Genomic DNA, 16,013 nt, shown 5'->3' on the forward strand with positions numbered 1-16,013 from the left:
AGGGCCGCGGCCCCTGCGCCGCACTGGACCGTGGGGGACCGGCTCGCGGGCTTCGCCGTGCTCCTGCCGGCCGACCCGCCCGGCCCGGTGGTCCTCGCGGTCACCGACGTCCTCGCTCCTCACCTCCTCGCCGCATTCCCGGCCGCGACCGTCCTGCCGCCGGGCTGGTCGGCCGGGGCGTCTGCGCCGCCGGCCGGATCGGCAGGCCTGGTGCTCGTCGACACCCGCCGCCATGACGTCGAGACGCTCCGGCCGCTGCTGGCGCCCGAGGGGGTGCTCGCGGCGCTGGGCGAGGACGGCGAGTACGTCGTCCACCCGAGCGCCGAGAGCCCCGAGATGCTGTGGCGGCGCGGCTGGCCGGTCAACGTCCCGAGCGGGCCGGTCCCGTGGCTGCGCCGCCGGGTGGCCCTCGCCGCCGGCCGCCCGGTCACCGCGCCCCGGCTGGAGCTCAGCGGAGCGAGCCTCCCGAGCCTGGCCGACGAGGTCGTCGCGGATGTGGGGCAGCTGACCGGCGACCCCGGCCGCCTGGTCGGCGTCACCACCGCCGGTCACGCGGTCCTCCGGGTCCGCGGCGACGCCGGTGACGTGGCCGTACGACTCTCGCTCACCGACCCCGACCGCGCCGGCGACCGGGCGGCTCGGGTGCTCGAGGACGTCCCCGAGCTCGCGCCGTACCTGCCCCGGGTCCTGGCCCTGGGCCGCACGCGGGGGCGGCCGTGGGTCGCCACCGAGTGGAAGCCGCGACGCCGCGCCGCCCTGTCCTGGCCCTGGCCGAGCCCCGACCAGCAGTGGCGGGCCGCCGACGACGTGGCCTCGGTGCTGGCGGGCCGGATCACCGGGTCCACCGGCCCCGGGTGGGCCGACGCATGGTGCGCGGCGGCGGAGGTGGTGCCGGCGGCCGATCGTCGACGGTGGGCCGACGAGCTCCGTGCGCTCGAGGGCGACCTCCCGACCACGTGGTGCCACGGGGACCTGTGGCCCGGCAACGTGCTCGTCGACGGTGACACCAGCGTCGTCATCGACTGGGACAACGCCTCGCCCGACGCCCCTCAGGGCATGGACGGCCTGCTGATGCCGGCGCTGCGCGCCGCCGGCGACCCGAGCCGGCTGGCGTCCGAGGAGATCCTGTCGCTCGTCGACGATGTCGGGCCGGTCGCCGACACCCTCGTCGCGGGACGCCGCTGGTCGGACTGGGAGCGACCGATGCGGCGCTCCCTCGCGCTCGCGGCCGTGGTCCTCTACCTGCGCAACCGCTCCCTGCACGACCTGGGCGAGGAGACGCTCGCCCGTCACCTCTCCGCCGTCACGCGGGCCCTGGAGGCGTCGCCCCCGCCGCCGGCTCCGCCCGCCGCGGACCAGGCGGGGCGCACCGCCCGCGGGGCGCTCTGGCTGGCGACCAACGGCATCGTGGTCAAGGGCGCTCAGACGATCGTGCTGCTGACGCTGGCGGCGCTGCTCGCCCCGTCGGCCCTCGGCCTGGTGGCGCTCGGCACGCTCGTCGCCAACTTCTCGCTCCAGGTCACCAGCCTGGGCACCGCCAGCGCGCTGGTCTACTGGCGCGGCGACGTGCTGCGCGCTGCCCGCACCGCGGTGACCATCGGAGCCGGCCTGGGCGCGGTGCTCGCCGCCGCGCTCTGGGTCGCCGCGCCCTGGCTGGCCTCGGCGCTGCGTGCCGAGGACGGGGGAGCCGCGGTGATCCGGGGGCTGACGGTCACGCTGCCCTTCCTCGCGGTCGCCTCGGTGACCAACGAGCTACTCCGACGGCGACTGGAGTTCCTGCGCCGGATCATCCCCGACACGGTCTCCTCCGTCGTGGGCGCCACCGTGGCGATCGCCATGGTGATGCAGGGCAGCGGCGTCATGGCCCTCGTCGTCGGGCAGGTGGTTCAGGCCGTGCTCACCCTGGTGCTGGCCTGGGTGGTGCACCCGCCCGTGCTGCCCGGATGGGACCGGGAGGACGCGCGTGGCCTGCTGTCGTACGGCGGTCCGTACGCCGGCGCCAACCTGCTCGAGCTGGTGCAGCTCAACGTCGACTATCTGATCGTGGCCCGGGTGCTCGGCGCGGTCGCTCTCGGTCAGTACTCCCTCGGCTTCCGGCTGGCCTTCATGCCCTACCTGATGATCGTCGTGGTCATCACCGGCGCCGCGTTCCCCTACCTGTGCCGGATGCGCGGTCGGGACCTCGGCCGCTCGGCAACCGTGGTCATGACCGCGACGCTCACGCTGGTCGCGCCCCTGTGCGTGGGGCTCGCGGTCTTCGCCGACCACCTCGTGCTGCTCGGCGACAAGTGGGCCGACGGTGTGCCGGTGGTCGGCTGGCTCGCGCTGTACGCCGCCCTGCTGAGCGTCGGCCAGCTCGTGCAGACCTCGCTCAACGCCGCCGGGCGCCCCGCCGTCTCGATGTGCCTGCGCCTCACGCACCTGCTGCTCCTGCTCGCGATCGTCTGGGCCGTGGTCCACCACGGCATCGCCGCGGTCGCCGTCGGGCAGGTCCTCGCGGCGAGCGTGGTGGCGCTGGTCGCCTTGGTGCTCGCCCGGGTGTTCGTCCCCGGCTTCTCGCTGCGCGGGCTCGCGTGGTCGCTGCGGCCCGCCGCCACCGGCGTCCTCGTCATGACGGCCGTGGTGCTGGCCGTGCGCCGGCTGTTCCCGGTAGCCGAGCCGTCCCTCACCCACCTCCTCGTGGTGGGGACGATCGGCGTGCTCGCGTTCGCCCTGCCCGTGTGGCTCCTGGACCGGGACAACCTGCGCGACGCCGGCCGGCTCCTGAGGAGACCGACATGAGGCCCGGGGTCCGCGCCCTGGCCACGGTGCTCCACCCGGTGGCGGCCGCCACCCACCGGCTGCGCCGTACGCCGCCCCTCAGCCTGGTGGGCTGGCACCGGGTCGACGACTCGGGGGACGGGCTGTCCACGCCGGTGGCGGCGTTCCGCCGCCACCTCGACGAGCTGGCCGCCTGGGGCGCGGTCGTGCTGCCGCTGGACGACGCCGTGGACCGGCTGCGCGCCGGCAGGCTGCCGGAGCGGGCCGTGGCGCTGACGTTCGACGACGGCTACGCCAGTGTCGTGGAGACCGCCTGGCCGCTGCTTCGCGAGCGGGGCCTGCCCGCCACCCTCTTCGCGGTCTCGGACTACCTGCCCGGCGAGCGCCGGTTCGCGTGGGACCTCGGGCGGCCCGAGCACGAGGGGCACCGGCGGGTCACCGCGGCGGCGCTGGTGGCCGCCGCCGAGGACGGCCTGGACGTCGGCTCGCACACCGTCAGCCACCCGTGGCTGCCGCGGCTGAGCCCGCGGGAGCAGCGGCGCGAGCTGGTGGACTCCAAGGATGCGCTCGAGCAGCTGCTGGGTCGCCGGGTGACCTCCGTGGCGTACCCCACCGGTGGCTGGGACCCCGTCGTACGCCGGGCCGCCGGCGAGGCGGGCTACACGATCGGCGTCACGGTGGACCGGGGCGCGAACCCGCCCGCGACCCCGCTGCTCTCGCTGCGTCGCTCCTTCGTGCCCCACGACCCACGCGACCTGCGCCCGATGCTCGACGGCGCCTACACGGCGCTGCGCCCGCTCGACAGCTGGCGGCGCCGGAGGCCGCCGTGGTGAGCCTCGCCGCGCCCCCCACCGGCCGTGGCCGCCCGGTGGTCGTCCCCGCACTCACCGCCGCGGTGGTGCTGGGCCTGGCCGCCGGCTTCGCGCCGCGCGAGGCCCTGCTCGGGCTGCTGCTGCTCGGGGTCGTGGTCACCCTGCTGCTGCGCGTCGACTGGGCCGCACTGGTGGTCGTCGGCACGGCCGTGTTCGAGGACTACCTGACCCTCGTCGACCCCCGCGCCGTGAAGGGGTTGGCGGCCCTGCTGGTGTGCTCCTGGCTGCTGCGGCGCTGTGCGGGGCTCCGGCACCGCTCGGACGTCAGCCCCGTGCTGGTCTGCGCCCTGGTCTTCGTGGGCGTGCTGCTCGCCGCGACGGTGCTGCACGCCAACGGGCGCACCGGCCTCGACATCCTGCTGCGCTACGCGGGGTTCCTCGCCGTGCTGGCCGTCCTCACCGACTGCATGCGCGGCGGCCTGGCACCGGCCCGTGTGGCTCGGGTCTACGTCGTGTCCTGCACCCTCGCCTCCGTCTGCGGCGTGCTGGTCTACATCCTGGGCGGGGACCGGCGGGTGGGCGGCCCGATCGAGGACCCCAACGACCTCGCCTTCTTCCTGCTCGCGGCCCTCCCGCTGGCGTTCGCGCTGCGCCGCACCGCGCGCCGCGGGTGGACCTACGACCTCGCCGCGGGGCTGGTGCTCCTCGCGCTCCTGGGCACGCTGTCCCGCGGTGCCCTGGTGGGCGTCGCGGTGATGCTTTTCGCCGCACTGCTGATGGGTCTGGTGCGGTTGCGGCTGGCCCTCGGGTTCGCGGCCCTGCTCGGGGCCGGGGTCCTGGTCGTGCTCGCCGCGTTCCCGCAGCTGGTGGACACGAGCCTTGACCAGAAGGGGCACGTCGCCGGCCAGAACATCTCCGAGCGCCTCGACCTGTGGCAGTCGGCCTCCGCCATGACGCTCGAGAGCCCCGTGCTGGGCCTCGGCCCGGGCTCGTTCAGCCTGCAGCACCGCGACTACGCCGACTCCCTGCCGCGCGACGTCAACCACCACCTCAGCGTCGCCCATAACACCTACCTGGAGATCTCGAGCGAGACCGGGCTCGTGGGCCTCACCGCGTTCCTCGCGATCCTCGTCGCGGCGTATGCCGGCGCGCGCTCGCGCTGGCGGCGTACGGGCGACCTGCTCGGGGCCGCGGTGTGCGTGGCGCTGCTCGGCACGGCCGCGGCGGCGGCGTTCGTCACCGAGCAGTACTTCCTGCCGTTGTGGCTGCTGGCCGCGCTCGGTGCCGGCCTCGCACCGGTCCGTGGGCGAGGAGCCTGACATGCGCGTCGTGCAGCTGCTGACCCAAGCGACCGGGGGACCGGTCGACCACGCCGTCGACGTCGCCGTCGCACTGGCCGGGCGCGGTCACGAAAGCCACCTGGTCGGGCCCCAGTCCGCGGGGACGGCGCGAGCCCGCGCCGCCGGGGTCACGTGGCACCCGCTCGAGATGACCACCAAGCGGGACCTCGCCGGCGGCGCTCGCGTCGCCCGCCGGCTCGCGGCGCTGCGGCCCGACATCGTGCATCTGCAGGACCGGCGGGCCGGCTGGCTGGGGCGCCTCGTGGGGCGCGGCCTGGGCGGTGCCGGGCTGGTCTACACCCTGCACGGCGTGGCTGACGGCCTGTCGGACCTGGTCCCCGGCAACGCCCTCGCCGCCCCCCGGCGACGCCGGGACCGCGTGTACTACCTGCACGGCGAGCGCGCGGTGACGCGCTGGAGCAGGGCCCGGGTCGTGGTGCCGAGCGCCGCAGTGGCCGGCTTCGCCGTCGACCAGGTGCGGCTCGACCCCACCCGCGTGGACGTGGTGGCCAACGGGGTGGATCCGCTTCGCTTCACACCGCCTCCGGCGACCACGACCAGCCGCCCCCGGCCACCGACGGTGTTGTGGCTCGGGGTGCTGGCCGAGGTCAAGCGGGTCGACGTCCTGCTCGACGCGGCGCAGCGGGTCCCCCATCTGCGGGTCCTCGTCGCCGGTGACGGGCCGCTGCTGCCCCAGGTCCGGCGCCGGGTCGCGGACGCGGGTCTCGTCGACCGGGTCTCGCTGCTCGGGCGGGTGGCCGACCCCGCTCCGGTCCTCGCCCGCGCTGACCTGTTCGCGCTGACCTCGGCGGCTGAGAACTGCCCGCTCGCGCTGCTGCAGGCGATGGCGTGCGGGCTGCCGGCCGTGGCCACGGCCGTCGGTGGCGTGCCAGAGGTGCTGCGCGACGGCGTGGAAGGCCTGCTGTGCGAGGTCGGGGACGTGGCGGGGCTGGCCGCCGGGCTGAGTGCGCTCGCCGAGGACCCCGCTGCGCGCGCCCGCATGGGCGCGGCGGCGCGGTCGCGTGTCCTCGATGGCTACACGCTGGACCACTGCCTCGACGGCCTGCTCGAGAGCTACGCGAGGGCCCGGACATGCGCACGCTGATCGTCGTGGCCGAGCTCGGCTCGGGCGGTGCCGAGACCATGGTCGACACGCTCGCCCGACAGCTCACGGACGCAGGCGACCTGGTCACGGTCGCGAGCAACGGCGGCTGGCGCGCCGACCGGCTGGCCGAGGACGGCATCGCGACGCTGGAGGTCCCCCTGCGCTCCGCGTCGCCGGTGTCGCTGCTCCGGGCGGTGCTGAGGCTCCGCCGAGAGGTACGCCGGCGGCCGGTCGACGTCGTGCACGCGCACAACGTGCGGGCCGCGCTGGCCGCGCGCCTCGGCACGTTCGGGCTGCGCCCCCGGCCGCGCCTCGTGTGCACCGTGCACGGGCTGGCCGACGCCCACTACGGCCCCGCGGCCCGGCTGCTGCGCCGCTGCGCCGACGTGGTGGTGGCGGTGTCGGCCGATGTGCTCGACCGGCTGCGGGCGGCCGGGCTCGACGAGGGCCGACTGCGGGTCGTCGAGAACGCCGCCCCGGTCCTTCCGGCCCCGGACCGGGCGGGGGCCCGCCGCCGGATCGGGCTCGCGCCGGATCGCGAGGTCGTCCTGTGCCTGGCCCGGCTGGCGCCGCCCAAGCGGCACGACCTGCTGCTCGACGCGTGGCCGGAGGTGCCGGGCGGTGCTCTGCTCCTCCTGGCCGGCGACGGCCCCGAGCGCGGCTCGCTCGCGCGTCGGGTGCGGGCCGAGGGCCTGACCGACCGGGTCAGCCTGCTCGGCGACCGTCGCGACGTCGCCGACCTGCTCGCCGCCAGCGACGCCCTCGTCCTCGCCAGCGACCGCGAGGGTCTGCCGGTCAGCGTGCTGGAGGCGTTCTCGGCCGGCGTGCCGGTCGTGGCCTCGGCCGTAGGCGGCCTGCGCACGCTCGACCCGGGAGCCGTCGAGCTCGTGGCACCCGGATCGGCGCATGAGCTGGCGCGCGGGCTGGCCAGGGTGCTGGGCGACCCGGCCCGGCGCGACGCGATGCGGGTCGCCTCACGGGCCGTCTGGGAGCGGCGCTTCACCTCGATCGCGATGGTGGCGGCGTACCGCGATCTCTATCTGGCGTTCGGCATCCGCCGTCCGTCTCGTCACGTAGGCTGAGGAAGAGCGATGGTCTGGACCAGTGCGCGTGTGTCTGGCACGGGAGGAAGAGCGGCCGTTCCGGCTGCGGAGCTACGGGCACGAGCGGGGATGACCAGTGGAGCTGCGTGACGTGGCCGGCGCCCTGTGGCGTCAGAAGGTGCTCGTGATCCTCGTGCTCGTGGCGACGGCGGCGGCGGTGACGGCCGGGCTCATGGCCGCGCCGAAGTCCTACACCTCCACGGCCACGGTGGCGGCCACCGCCGCGCCGGACACCGCGACCAGCAGCGAGGACCTCGACGACCTGCGCGGAACCCTCGGTGAGGTCGCCAACTCCCGCGCGGTCCTCGAGGAGGTGCAGACCCGGCTGGACGCCCCCCGCACCCTCGACCAGCTCCGGCGCGCGATCAGCGGCGCCTGGGTCGAGGGGACGATCCTGGTGCAGGTCACGGTCGAGGACGGGGACCCGCAGACCGCCGCCCGGATCGCGAACCTCGTGGCCGAGGTGCTGCCGCTGCACGACCCCAGCAACGGGGCGTTCCTCTTCACGACCAGCAACCCCGCGCAGGTGCCCTTGACCTACTCGAGCCCGAACCTGCTGCTCGGCATCGGGGTCGGTGCGCTGCTGGCGCTGGTGCTGGCGGTCTCCGCGGCGCTCGTGCGCGACCGCCGGGCCACGGCGGTCGCCGGGATCCCGAGCGTCGAGGCGGCCGCGTCCGCCCCGGTGCTCGCGCAGGTCGCCGCCCCGCGTGACCCCACGACCCTGCCGGCGCTCTACCCCGGGACGACCGCCGCCTCGGTCTTCCGGCAGCTGCGCATCGCCCTCGAGGCCGAGGCCAGCACGGAGCCGGTGCACCGGATCGTCGTGACCGGGGTGACGACCGCCGACGTCAACGTGTGGCTGGGTGCGAATCTCGCGATCTCTCTCGCGAACGCCGGGCGGCGGGTCCTCATGGTCGACGGCCGGATGGGGGAGCGCCACGGCAAGCCGATCGTCGGCGGACCCGAGACCACGGGCCTGTACGACGTCCTCACCGGCGGCGAGCTCGACTCCGCTCTCAGCCCCGGCCCCGTCCAGAACCTCACCGTCCTGCCATCGGGAAGCTGGGGCGGTGAGCCCACCGACGTCCTCATCGAGACCCGCTTCTCCGAGGCCATGGACGCGATGGCTGCCCGCTTCGACGTCGTCGTCGTGCTCGCGCCGCCTCTCGACGTGGGCGACGACGCCCGGGTGATGGGTCGGGGCGGCTCGATGCTGCTCGCGGTCCCCGAGGGCAGCGTGTCGGCCGCTCAGCTGCGCACCCACGTGGGTCGGGTGCGCACCGCGGGCGTGCGGCTGCTGGGCACCGTCCTGGTCACCCGTCGCGCCGAGCGGGTCTCCGCCTGACCGCCCCGGCCCTCCGCGTCCTGCACGTGTCGGCGCCCACGACGGAGGGCGTGGCGCGGGTGCTCGTCGGCTACCTGCGCGAGCAGGTGGAGCGGGGCTGGGACGTCACCCTCGCCTGCCCGGGCACGGGATGGCTGGGGGAGGAGGCGGCGGCGCTGGGCGTGCGGGTCGAGACCTGGTCCGCCGCTCGCGCCCCGGGGCCGGGCCTGGCGGGCGAGGTCGCGACGCTCTCCCGGGTGGTGGCGAGGGGCCGCCCGCAGGCGGTGCACCTGCACAGCGCCAAGGCCGGGCTCGCCGGCCGGCTCGCGGTCCGCGGGCGGCGCCCGACCCTCTTCCAGCCGCACGCCTGGTCGTTCCTGGCCGCCACCGGCGCCCTGCGGACGGCCTCGCTCCTCTGGGAGCGTCAGGCCGTCAGGTGGACGAGCGAGCTGGTCTGCGTCAGCGAGAGCGAGCGCCGGCTCGGCCTCGCGCACGGGGTGAGCGCGCCGACCACCGTGGTGCCCAACGGCGTCGACCTGGCCGGCCACCGTGCCGGCGGCACCCAGGCCCGATCGGCCGCCCGGGCGGCCCTGGGCCTGCCCGACGTGCCGACCGTGGTGTGTGTGGGCCGCCTGGCGCCCCAGAAGGGCCAGGCGGACCTGCTTGCGGCCTGGGCCTCCGTCCGCGCTCGCGTCCCCGACGCGCGGCTGGTGCTGGTCGGCGACGGCCCGGACCGGCGCCGCCTCGAGGAGTCGGTCCGGCCCGGTGACGGGGTGGACCTGGTGGGTGCGCGGACCGACGTACCGCTCTGGCTGGCCGCCGCGGACGTGGTGGCAGTGCCCTCGCGCTGGGAGGGCATGGCCCTGGTCCCGCTGGAGGCGATGGCCGGTGCCCGTAGCGTCGTGGCCACCGACGTCACCGGCGTGGCCGACAGCGTCCCGTGCGGGGCCGGCGCCGTCGTCGCGCCCGGGAGCCCGCTGGCGCTGGCCGGAGCGGTGGTGACGCGGCTCCTGGACCCCGAGCGCGCGGACGCCGAGGGCCGCGCCGGCCGAGCCCACGTCGAGGCCCACCACGACGCCGCCGCCTCCGCGCGGACGGTGGCCGAGGTGACTACGCGGCTCGCTGCGGCTCCTCCGGTGGGGTGAGAGCGAGGATCCTCGGCGGCGACGACTGAGGCCGGATGACGGCGCGGACGGTTCGGACGATGATCTTGATGTCGCCCCACAGCGACCAGTTCTCGATGTAGTAGTTGTCGAAGCGGACCCGGTCGCTGATCGAGGTGTCGCCGCGCAGGTCGTTGACCTGGGCCCACCCGGTCATGCCGGTGGGCACCCGGTGACGGTCCTCGTAGCGCTCCTGGGACTGGGAGAACTCACGGACGAAGTGGGGCCGCTCGGGCCGCGGGCCGACCAGGCTCATGTCGCCGCGCCACACGTTGACCAGCTGCGGGAGCTCGTCCAGGCTGGTACGCCGGATGAACCGGCCCACCGGGCCGAGCCGCGCATCGTGGTCGATCGACCAGGTGGTGGCCCCCTCATCGTGTGTCGCCGGGCGCAGTGAGCGGAACTTGAACAGCGTGAAGCTGCGCCCGCGCAGGCCGATCCGGGTCTGCCTGAAGATCACCCCGGGCCCGGTCTCGAGGCGGACGGCGAGGGCGAGGACGGCCATGACGGGCGCCAGCAGCACCATCGCGACGGAGGCCACGGTGAGGTCGAGCGCCCGCTTGAGGAGCAGGGTGTGGGCTCGGCGCCCGCTGCGCCGCAGCCGGGTGACAGCGACGTCGCGGATCAGCTCGGTGCGGTGGTGGTCCACGCCCATCATCTCGAAGAAGCGCGGGACGACGAACACCTGGTGGTCGCTCTGCACGGCGTGGCGCACGGCGTCGACCGTGTCCCCGTCGGGCGGCCCCGGGAAGGCGAAGACCACGTCGTTCACGCCGAGGTCTGCCATCGCGTCGCCGAGGGAGCCGACACCGCCCAGGAGCGGGACCGGCAGGTCCCGCGCCCGGAGGTCGGGTCCGCAGTCGATCATGCCGACCGGGGTCAGGCCGTACTCGCGTCGCGACAGGAAGGCCTCGGTCAGCCGCCGTCCCACGACCCCGGCGCCCACGACGATCACCGGGTGGGCGGTACGCCCGCTGCGCCGTGCCACGTGCGTCACCGTGTAGACGACGCCCCGGAGCAGGACGAGGAAGCCGAACACGCAGCCGGCGAAGAGCGCCGTGGGCGCCCAGGCCGGTCGCCCAGCGAGCCCGCCGAGGGGGGCCGCCGCCAGCAGGGTGACCGTCGCGACCAGGCTGGCCAGCGCGAGCCGCGGCAGCTCCTCCAGCACCGACAGCACCAGCCGAGACCGGTGCAGGTCACCGGCCCGGCTGACGACGGTGGCGGCGAGCGCGGCGGCCACCACCGCCATCGCACTGACATGGTCGCGCACGACCAGCGCGGCGAGCGCGACGGCCACCGGGTCCACGAGAGTGAGCAGTGGTCGCATGCTGCGTAACCACGGCAGGCGGTCGATCGTTCGTAAAGGCACGGTGGAATCCCCCCCAGGACTCAAGCCGCAGACCCCCGACGGGCCGCGGGCATGGGCCCCGGCCCCCCGATCCACATCAGGGGCTTGCGTGACTCGAACGGACTACAACACGTAGTCAATTCGGACTAGTACCCAGTCAACGCGGCATCCCGCGTGTTGTCACATCGTGACGCCTTCTGTCCACATCGCGGACGGATGTCCGGTTCGCCCCTGGCCGGCCGGATGGCACCATCGGGAGCATGGCGACGGTGGAGGTGCCCGCGCCCTTGGCCACGCGAGCCCGGCTGAGCCCGTCGTGGGCCGCCTTCGTCCGGGCGCTGCCGCGTCTGGTCGGCGACCTCCTCGACGAGTGGTCATTGACACCGGACGGGGATCCCGAGCACGGTCGATGCGCGCTGGTGCTGCCGGTGCGCACGTCCGCGGGAGCGCCGGCCGTGCTCAAGGTGGGCTGGCCCCACGAGGAGGCCGAGCACGAGGCGCTGGTCCTCCAGCACTGGCACGGCGAGGGTGCGGTCCGCCTGCTGCGGGCCGACCCCCGCCGCTTCGCGCTGCTGCTGGAGCGGTTACACCCGAGCGACCTCGCCGACGTCTGGGACGTCGAGGCCTGCGAGGTCGTCGGCGGCCTCTACCGACGACTCCACGTCCCGGCGCCGCCGCAGCTCCGCACGCTCACGTCGTACGTCGGTCGCTGGACCGAGCGCCTCGCCACCCTGCCCCGCGACGCTCCGGTGCCGCACCGGCTGGTGGGGCAGGCGGTGTCGCTCGGTCGCGCCTTCGTGGCGGACCCCGCCAGCGACGGCACCGTGATCCATGGGGACCTGCACTACGGCAACGTGCTCGCCGCCGACCGCGAGCCGTGGCTGGTCATCGACCCCAAGCCGGTGAGCGGTGACCCGCACTACGAGGTGGCGCCCCTGCTGTGGAACCGCTTCGACGAGCTCACCGGCGAGGTCCGCGGGGGAGTGCGGCGCCGCTTCCACGCCACGGTCGACGCCGCGGGGCTCGACGAGGACCGCGCCCGCAACTGGGTCGTCGTACGGACGCTGCACCAGGTCCTGTGGGCGTTGGAGGAGCGACCCGGGGCCCCTGACCGCGCCTGGCTGACCGCCTGCGTGGCCATCGCCAAGGCCGTGCAGGACTAGGAGCGTTCACCCGCCCGAGCGATGGTGGGCAGTCTTGCGAGGGGGACAATGGGCGCATGGCTCTGCTCCGCTCCCTGAACGTCGGTCGGCCCCGGGAGGCCGCCTGGGCCGGGATCGGGCGGACCTCCATCGACAAGCAGCCCGTCGCCGGCCCGGTCGAGATAGGACGCTACGGCCCGGCCGGGGACCAGGTCTCGGATACGCGACACCACGGCGGACTGGAGAAGGCGGTCTATGCGTTCGCCCGCGAGGACCTCGACGTGTGGGCCGCCGAGCTCGGCCAGGAGATCCGCGACGGACAGTTCGGGGAGAACCTCACCACCGTGGGCATCGACGTCAACGATGCTCAGATCGGCGAGCGCTGGCGCGTCGGCGAGGCGGTCCTCGAGGTCACCACGGTCCGCAACCCCTGCAACGACTTCAAGACGTGGATGGGCCGCTCGGGCTATGACAACACTGCCTGGGTCCGGCGCTTCGCGGCCGTCGGCCGACCCGGGCCCTATCTACGCGTCGTGGTGCCCGGCGTCGCGCAGGCCGGCGACCCGGTCACCGTCGTCCACGAGCCGTCGCACGGGGTGACGGTCTCGACCATGTTCCGCGCGCTCTACACCGACCCGACCCTGCTGCCGGAGCTGCTGCGGGTCGACGGGCTGGTGGCTCAGGCTCGGCGCAAGGCCGACGCCTACGTCGCCCACACGAGCAGGTGATCCGGAGCAGAGATTCCAGGGACGCGGGGCGAGATCCGCTACCAGTCGGTAGTGAAAGTGATCTAGGTTACTCCGAAACCTACCCGTCTCGGCTTCACCCAGGAGTGGCATGCCCGTCAACCACGACACGACCTTCGTCGACAACCTTCCTCAGAACGTGGCGGTGCAGTTCCTCGACCGAGTAGCCGCCAGTCCCGACGCCGAGGCCTTTCGCTACCCCGTGGGCGAGGAGTGGAAGTCGGTCACCTGGCAGCAGTCCGGCGAGCTCGTACGCCGGCTCGCCGCCGGGCTGCTCTCGCTGGGCCTCGAGCCGGAGCAGCGCGTCGGCATCGCGGCCAACACCCGCTACGAGTGGATCCTGGCCGACCTCGCGGTGATGTGCGCCGCCGGCGCGACGACCACCGTCTACCCGAACACCAACGACGAGGACACCGCCTACATCCTCGGCGACGCCGAGTGCCGCGTGGTCTTCGCCGAGGACGACGAGCAGCTGGCCAAGCTGAGGGCTCACAAGAACGAGCTGCCCCACCTCGGCAAGGTCGTGACCTTCGACGGCAAGGCCGACGGCGACTGGGTCATCACGATGGACGCCCTCGCCGAGCTCGGCGACGCCTACCTCGCCGAGCACCCCGACGCGATCGAGACGACCGCCAAGAGCATCGCCCCCGGCCAGCTCGCGACCCTCATCTACACCTCCGGCACGACCGGCCGGCCCAAGGGGGTGCGGCTCAAGCACGAGTCGTGGGTCTACGAGGGCTCCGCGATCAAGGTCCAGAACATCCTCGACGAGTCCGACCTGCAGTTCCTCTGGCTGCCGATGTCGCACTCGTTCGGCAAGGTGCTGCTGTCGGCCCAGCTCGCGTGCGGGTTCGCCTCGGCCATCGACGGACGCGTGGACAAGATCGTCGAGAACTGCGGCATCGTGAAGCCGACGTTCATGGGGGCGGCCCCGCGCATCTTCGAGAAGGCCTACAGCCGGATCCAGACGATGCAGGCGGCCGAGGGCGGCATCAAGGAGAAGATCTTCCACAAGGCGTTCGAGGTCGGGCTCAAGCACGACCGGCTCGTGCGCGAGGGCAAGTCCGTCCCGCCAGGGCTCCGGCTCCAGCACGGACTGTTCGACAAGCTGGTCTTCAGCAAGGTGCGCGAGCGGTTCGGAGGCCGCGTGCGGTTCTTCATCTCCGGCTCCGCGGCCCTCAACCAGGAGATCGCCGAGTGGTTCAACGCCGCGGGCATCGTCATCCTCGAGGGCTACGGCATGACCGAGAACTCCGCCGGCGCGACGGTCAACCACCCCGACGACAACAAGATCGGCACCGTCGGTCGCGCGCTGCCCGGCAGCGAGGTGCGCATCGGCGAGGGCGACGAGGTCCTCCTCCGCGGCCCGCACGTCATGGACGGCTACCACAACCTGCCGCAGGAGACCGCGGGCACGCTCACCGAGGACGGCTGGCTCCGCACCGGCGACAAGGGCAGCCTCGACGAGGACGGCTTCCTCACGATCACCGGCCGGATCAAGGACCTCTTCAAGACCTCGGGGGGCAAGTACATCGCCCCGTCGGCCATCGAGTCGAAGTTCAAGGCGATCTGCCCCTACGTCAGCCAGTTCATGGTCTTCGGCAACGACCGCAACTACGTCGTCGCCCTCGTCACCCTCGACCCCGACGCGATGGAGGGCTGGGCCGCCGAGAACGGCCTGGCCGACAAGCCGTACTCGGAGGTCGTGTCCTCGGAGAAGGCTCACGAGATGGTGGCCGGCTACGTGGAGGAGCTCAACAGCCGCCTCAACCGCTGGGAGACCATCAAGAAGTGGGAGATCCTCGACCACGACCTGAGCATCGAGTCCGGCGAGCTCACCCCGTCGCTGAAGGTCAAGCGCAACGTGGTCGAGAACAACAACTCCGAGCGCATCGCGTCGTTCTACAGCTGATCCGGCCGGCACCGGGTCACCGCCCGGGTGGGAGGATGGCCCGGTGCCGTCCGCCCTTCCTCCCGGTGACCCGGTGCCGCCGGACGGCGCCCTGCCGCAGGAGGCGCTGAGCGGCCTGGGCGAGCATCCCTTCGGCTTCTACGTGCACGTGCCGTTCTGCCGGGTCCGATGCGGCTACTGCGACTTCAACACCTACACGGCCGACGAGCTGGGTCCCGGCGCCTCCCGGGCGACGTACGCCGCCTCGGCGGTGGCGGAGGTACGGCGTGCCCGCCGCATCCTCGGCGCCGGGGACGCGCCGGTCGACACCGTCTTCGTGGGCGGTGGCACCCCGACCCTGCTCCGCCCCGCGGACCTCGGCGCCGTGCTGGACGCGATCGACGAGGAGTTCGGCCTGGAGCCCGGCGCCGAGGTGACCACCGAGGCCAACCCCGACAGCGTCACCCAGGAGTCGCTGGCCGAGCTGCGCGAGCGCGGCTTCACGCGGATCTCGTTCGGCATGCAGTCGGCCGTGCCCCACGTCCTGGCCGTCCTCGACCGCACCCACGACCCGGCGCGGGTGCCGGACGTCGTGGCGTGGGCGCGCGACGCCGGCTTCGAGCAGGTCAGCCTGGACCTCATCTACGGCACGCCGGGGGAGTCGCTGGCCGACTGGGGTCGCAGCCTCGACGAGGCGCTGGCGTGCGAGCCCGACCACGTGTCGGCGTACTCCCTCATCGTCGAGGACGGCACGGCCCTGGCCCGCCGGGTCCGGCGCGGCGAGCTGCCGATGCCCGACGAGGACGACCTCGCCGACAAGTACGACCTCGCCGACGACCGGCTGACCGCCGCGGGGCTCGGCTGGTACGAGGTGTCCAACTGGGCCCGCGACGACGCCGCGCGCTGCCGGCACAACCTCGGCTACTGGACCGACGGTGAGTGGTGGGGCGTGGGTCCGGGCGCCCACTCGCACGTCGGCGGCGTGCGCTGGTGGAACGTCAAGCACCCGGTGGCCTACGCCGACCGGCTGGCCTCGGGGCTGAGCCCCGCGCACGCGCGCGAGGTGCTCGACGACGAGAGCAGGCGCGTCGAGCGGGTGCTGCTCGAGCTGCGCCTGCGCGACGGCCTGGACCCCGGCGTGCTGGACGGGCCCGGACGGGCGGCCGTGCCGCGCCTGGTGGCCGACGGGCTGCTCGAGCCCGGCATCGGCCGGCTCGTGCTCACCCGGCGCGGCAGGCTGCTGGCGGACGCGGTCGTCCGCGACCTGCTGCCCTAGGGT

At 74.2% G+C, this 16,013-nt stretch carries 12 protein-coding genes; 11 read left to right on the top strand and 1 reads right to left on the bottom strand.

What is annotated here, in order from left to right:
* The first annotated feature begins 30 nt into the window (after positions 1-30).
* The 7 genes from LRP67_RS10415 to LRP67_RS10445 all read left to right on the top strand — a co-directional run bounded on the left by LRP67_RS10415 (position 31) and on the right by LRP67_RS10445 (position 9,589).
* Positions 31-2,781, top strand: a complete 2,751-nt coding sequence (locus LRP67_RS10415) for an oligosaccharide flippase family protein (protein ID WP_231270111.1) — start codon at positions 31-33, stop codon at positions 2,779-2,781.
* Positions 2,778-3,593: a polysaccharide deacetylase family protein gene (locus LRP67_RS10420; RefSeq protein ID WP_231270112.1), complete on the top strand. Its 816-nt coding sequence runs from the start codon at positions 2,778-2,780 to the stop codon at positions 3,591-3,593. The genes LRP67_RS10415 and LRP67_RS10420 overlap by 4 nt, the downstream gene beginning before the upstream one ends.
* The gene (locus LRP67_RS10425) at positions 3,590-4,891 is read left to right on the top strand and encodes an O-antigen ligase (RefSeq protein ID WP_231270113.1); all 1,302 of its coding nucleotides are present in this window, start codon (positions 3,590-3,592) and stop codon (positions 4,889-4,891) included. Before LRP67_RS10420 ends, LRP67_RS10425 begins: the two co-directional genes overlap by 4 nt.
* A gap of 1 nt (position 4,892) precedes the next feature.
* Entirely contained in the window at positions 4,893-6,017 is a 1,125-nt protein-coding gene (locus tag LRP67_RS10430; RefSeq protein ID WP_231270114.1) for a glycosyltransferase family 4 protein, read from the top strand.
* Positions 6,005-7,099 carry a glycosyltransferase family 4 protein gene (locus LRP67_RS10435; RefSeq protein WP_231270115.1) on the top strand — a complete coding sequence of 365 codons (1,095 nt, stop codon included), beginning with the start codon at positions 6,005-6,007 and terminating at the stop codon, positions 7,097-7,099. Before LRP67_RS10430 ends, LRP67_RS10435 begins: the two co-directional genes overlap by 13 nt.
* 97 nt (positions 7,100-7,196) lie before the next feature.
* The gene (locus tag LRP67_RS10440; protein WP_231270116.1) at positions 7,197-8,465 is read left to right on the top strand and encodes a Wzz/FepE/Etk N-terminal domain-containing protein; all 1,269 of its coding nucleotides are present in this window, start codon (positions 7,197-7,199) and stop codon (positions 8,463-8,465) included.
* A 26-nt stretch (positions 8,466-8,491) separates the two neighbouring features.
* Positions 8,492-9,589, top strand: coding sequence for a glycosyltransferase (locus LRP67_RS10445; RefSeq protein ID WP_231270117.1), 1,098 nt, complete (start codon positions 8,492-8,494; stop codon positions 9,587-9,589).
* Here the strand turns inward: LRP67_RS10445 and LRP67_RS10450 are convergent.
* Entirely contained in the window at positions 9,555-10,934 is a 1,380-nt protein-coding gene (locus LRP67_RS10450; RefSeq protein ID WP_231270118.1) for a sugar transferase, read from the bottom strand. The two genes, LRP67_RS10445 and LRP67_RS10450, sit on opposite strands and share 35 nt — an antisense overlap.
* A 281-nt stretch (positions 10,935-11,215) precedes the next feature.
* Between LRP67_RS10450 and LRP67_RS10455 the strand changes: the two genes are divergently transcribed.
* The 4 genes from LRP67_RS10455 to hemW all read left to right on the top strand — a co-directional run bounded on the left by LRP67_RS10455 (position 11,216) and on the right by hemW (position 16,010).
* Complete coding sequence (locus tag LRP67_RS10455) at positions 11,216-12,118, top strand: aminoglycoside phosphotransferase family protein (RefSeq protein WP_231270119.1); 903 nt, start codon at positions 11,216-11,218, stop codon at positions 12,116-12,118.
* A 56-nt stretch (positions 12,119-12,174) separates the two neighbouring features.
* Positions 12,175-12,825: an MOSC domain-containing protein gene (locus tag LRP67_RS10460; protein WP_231270120.1), complete on the top strand. Its 651-nt coding sequence runs from the start codon at positions 12,175-12,177 to the stop codon at positions 12,823-12,825.
* Positions 12,826-12,934: 109 nt separating this feature from the next.
* The gene (locus LRP67_RS10465; RefSeq protein ID WP_231270121.1) at positions 12,935-14,755 is read left to right on the top strand and encodes a long-chain fatty acid--CoA ligase; all 1,821 of its coding nucleotides are present in this window, start codon (positions 12,935-12,937) and stop codon (positions 14,753-14,755) included.
* A 43-nt stretch (positions 14,756-14,798) separates the two neighbouring features.
* Complete coding sequence (gene hemW, locus LRP67_RS10470) at positions 14,799-16,010, top strand: radical SAM family heme chaperone HemW (protein ID WP_231270122.1); 1,212 nt, start codon at positions 14,799-14,801, stop codon at positions 16,008-16,010.
* Positions 16,011-16,013 lie beyond the last annotated feature (3 nt).

Source organism: Nocardioides sp. cx-169 (genome assembly GCF_021083605.1).
Lineage (GTDB): Bacteria > Actinomycetota > Actinomycetes > Propionibacteriales > Nocardioidaceae > Nocardioides.

Excerpts from the sequence above, each read along its gene's own strand:
- LRP67_RS10435 (WP_231270115.1), top strand. The coding sequence starts at position 6,005 with ATGCGCACGCTGATCGTCGTGGCCGAGCTCGGCTCGGGCGGTGCCGAG.
- LRP67_RS10465 (WP_231270121.1), top strand. The coding sequence starts at position 12,935 with ATGCCCGTCAACCACGACACGACCTTCGTCGACAACCTTCCTCAGAAC.
- LRP67_RS10420 (WP_231270112.1), top strand. The coding sequence starts at position 2,778 with ATGAGGCCCGGGGTCCGCGCCCTGGCCACGGTGCTCCACCCGGTGGCG.
- LRP67_RS10450 (WP_231270118.1), bottom strand. The coding sequence starts at position 10,934 with ATGCGACCACTGCTCACTCTCGTGGACCCGGTGGCCGTCGCGCTCGCC.
- LRP67_RS10460 (WP_231270120.1), top strand. The coding sequence starts at position 12,175 with ATGGCTCTGCTCCGCTCCCTGAACGTCGGTCGGCCCCGGGAGGCCGCC.
- LRP67_RS10430 (WP_231270114.1), top strand. The coding sequence starts at position 4,893 with ATGCGCGTCGTGCAGCTGCTGACCCAAGCGACCGGGGGACCGGTCGAC.
- LRP67_RS10455 (WP_231270119.1), top strand. The coding sequence starts at position 11,216 with ATGGCGACGGTGGAGGTGCCCGCGCCCTTGGCCACGCGAGCCCGGCTG.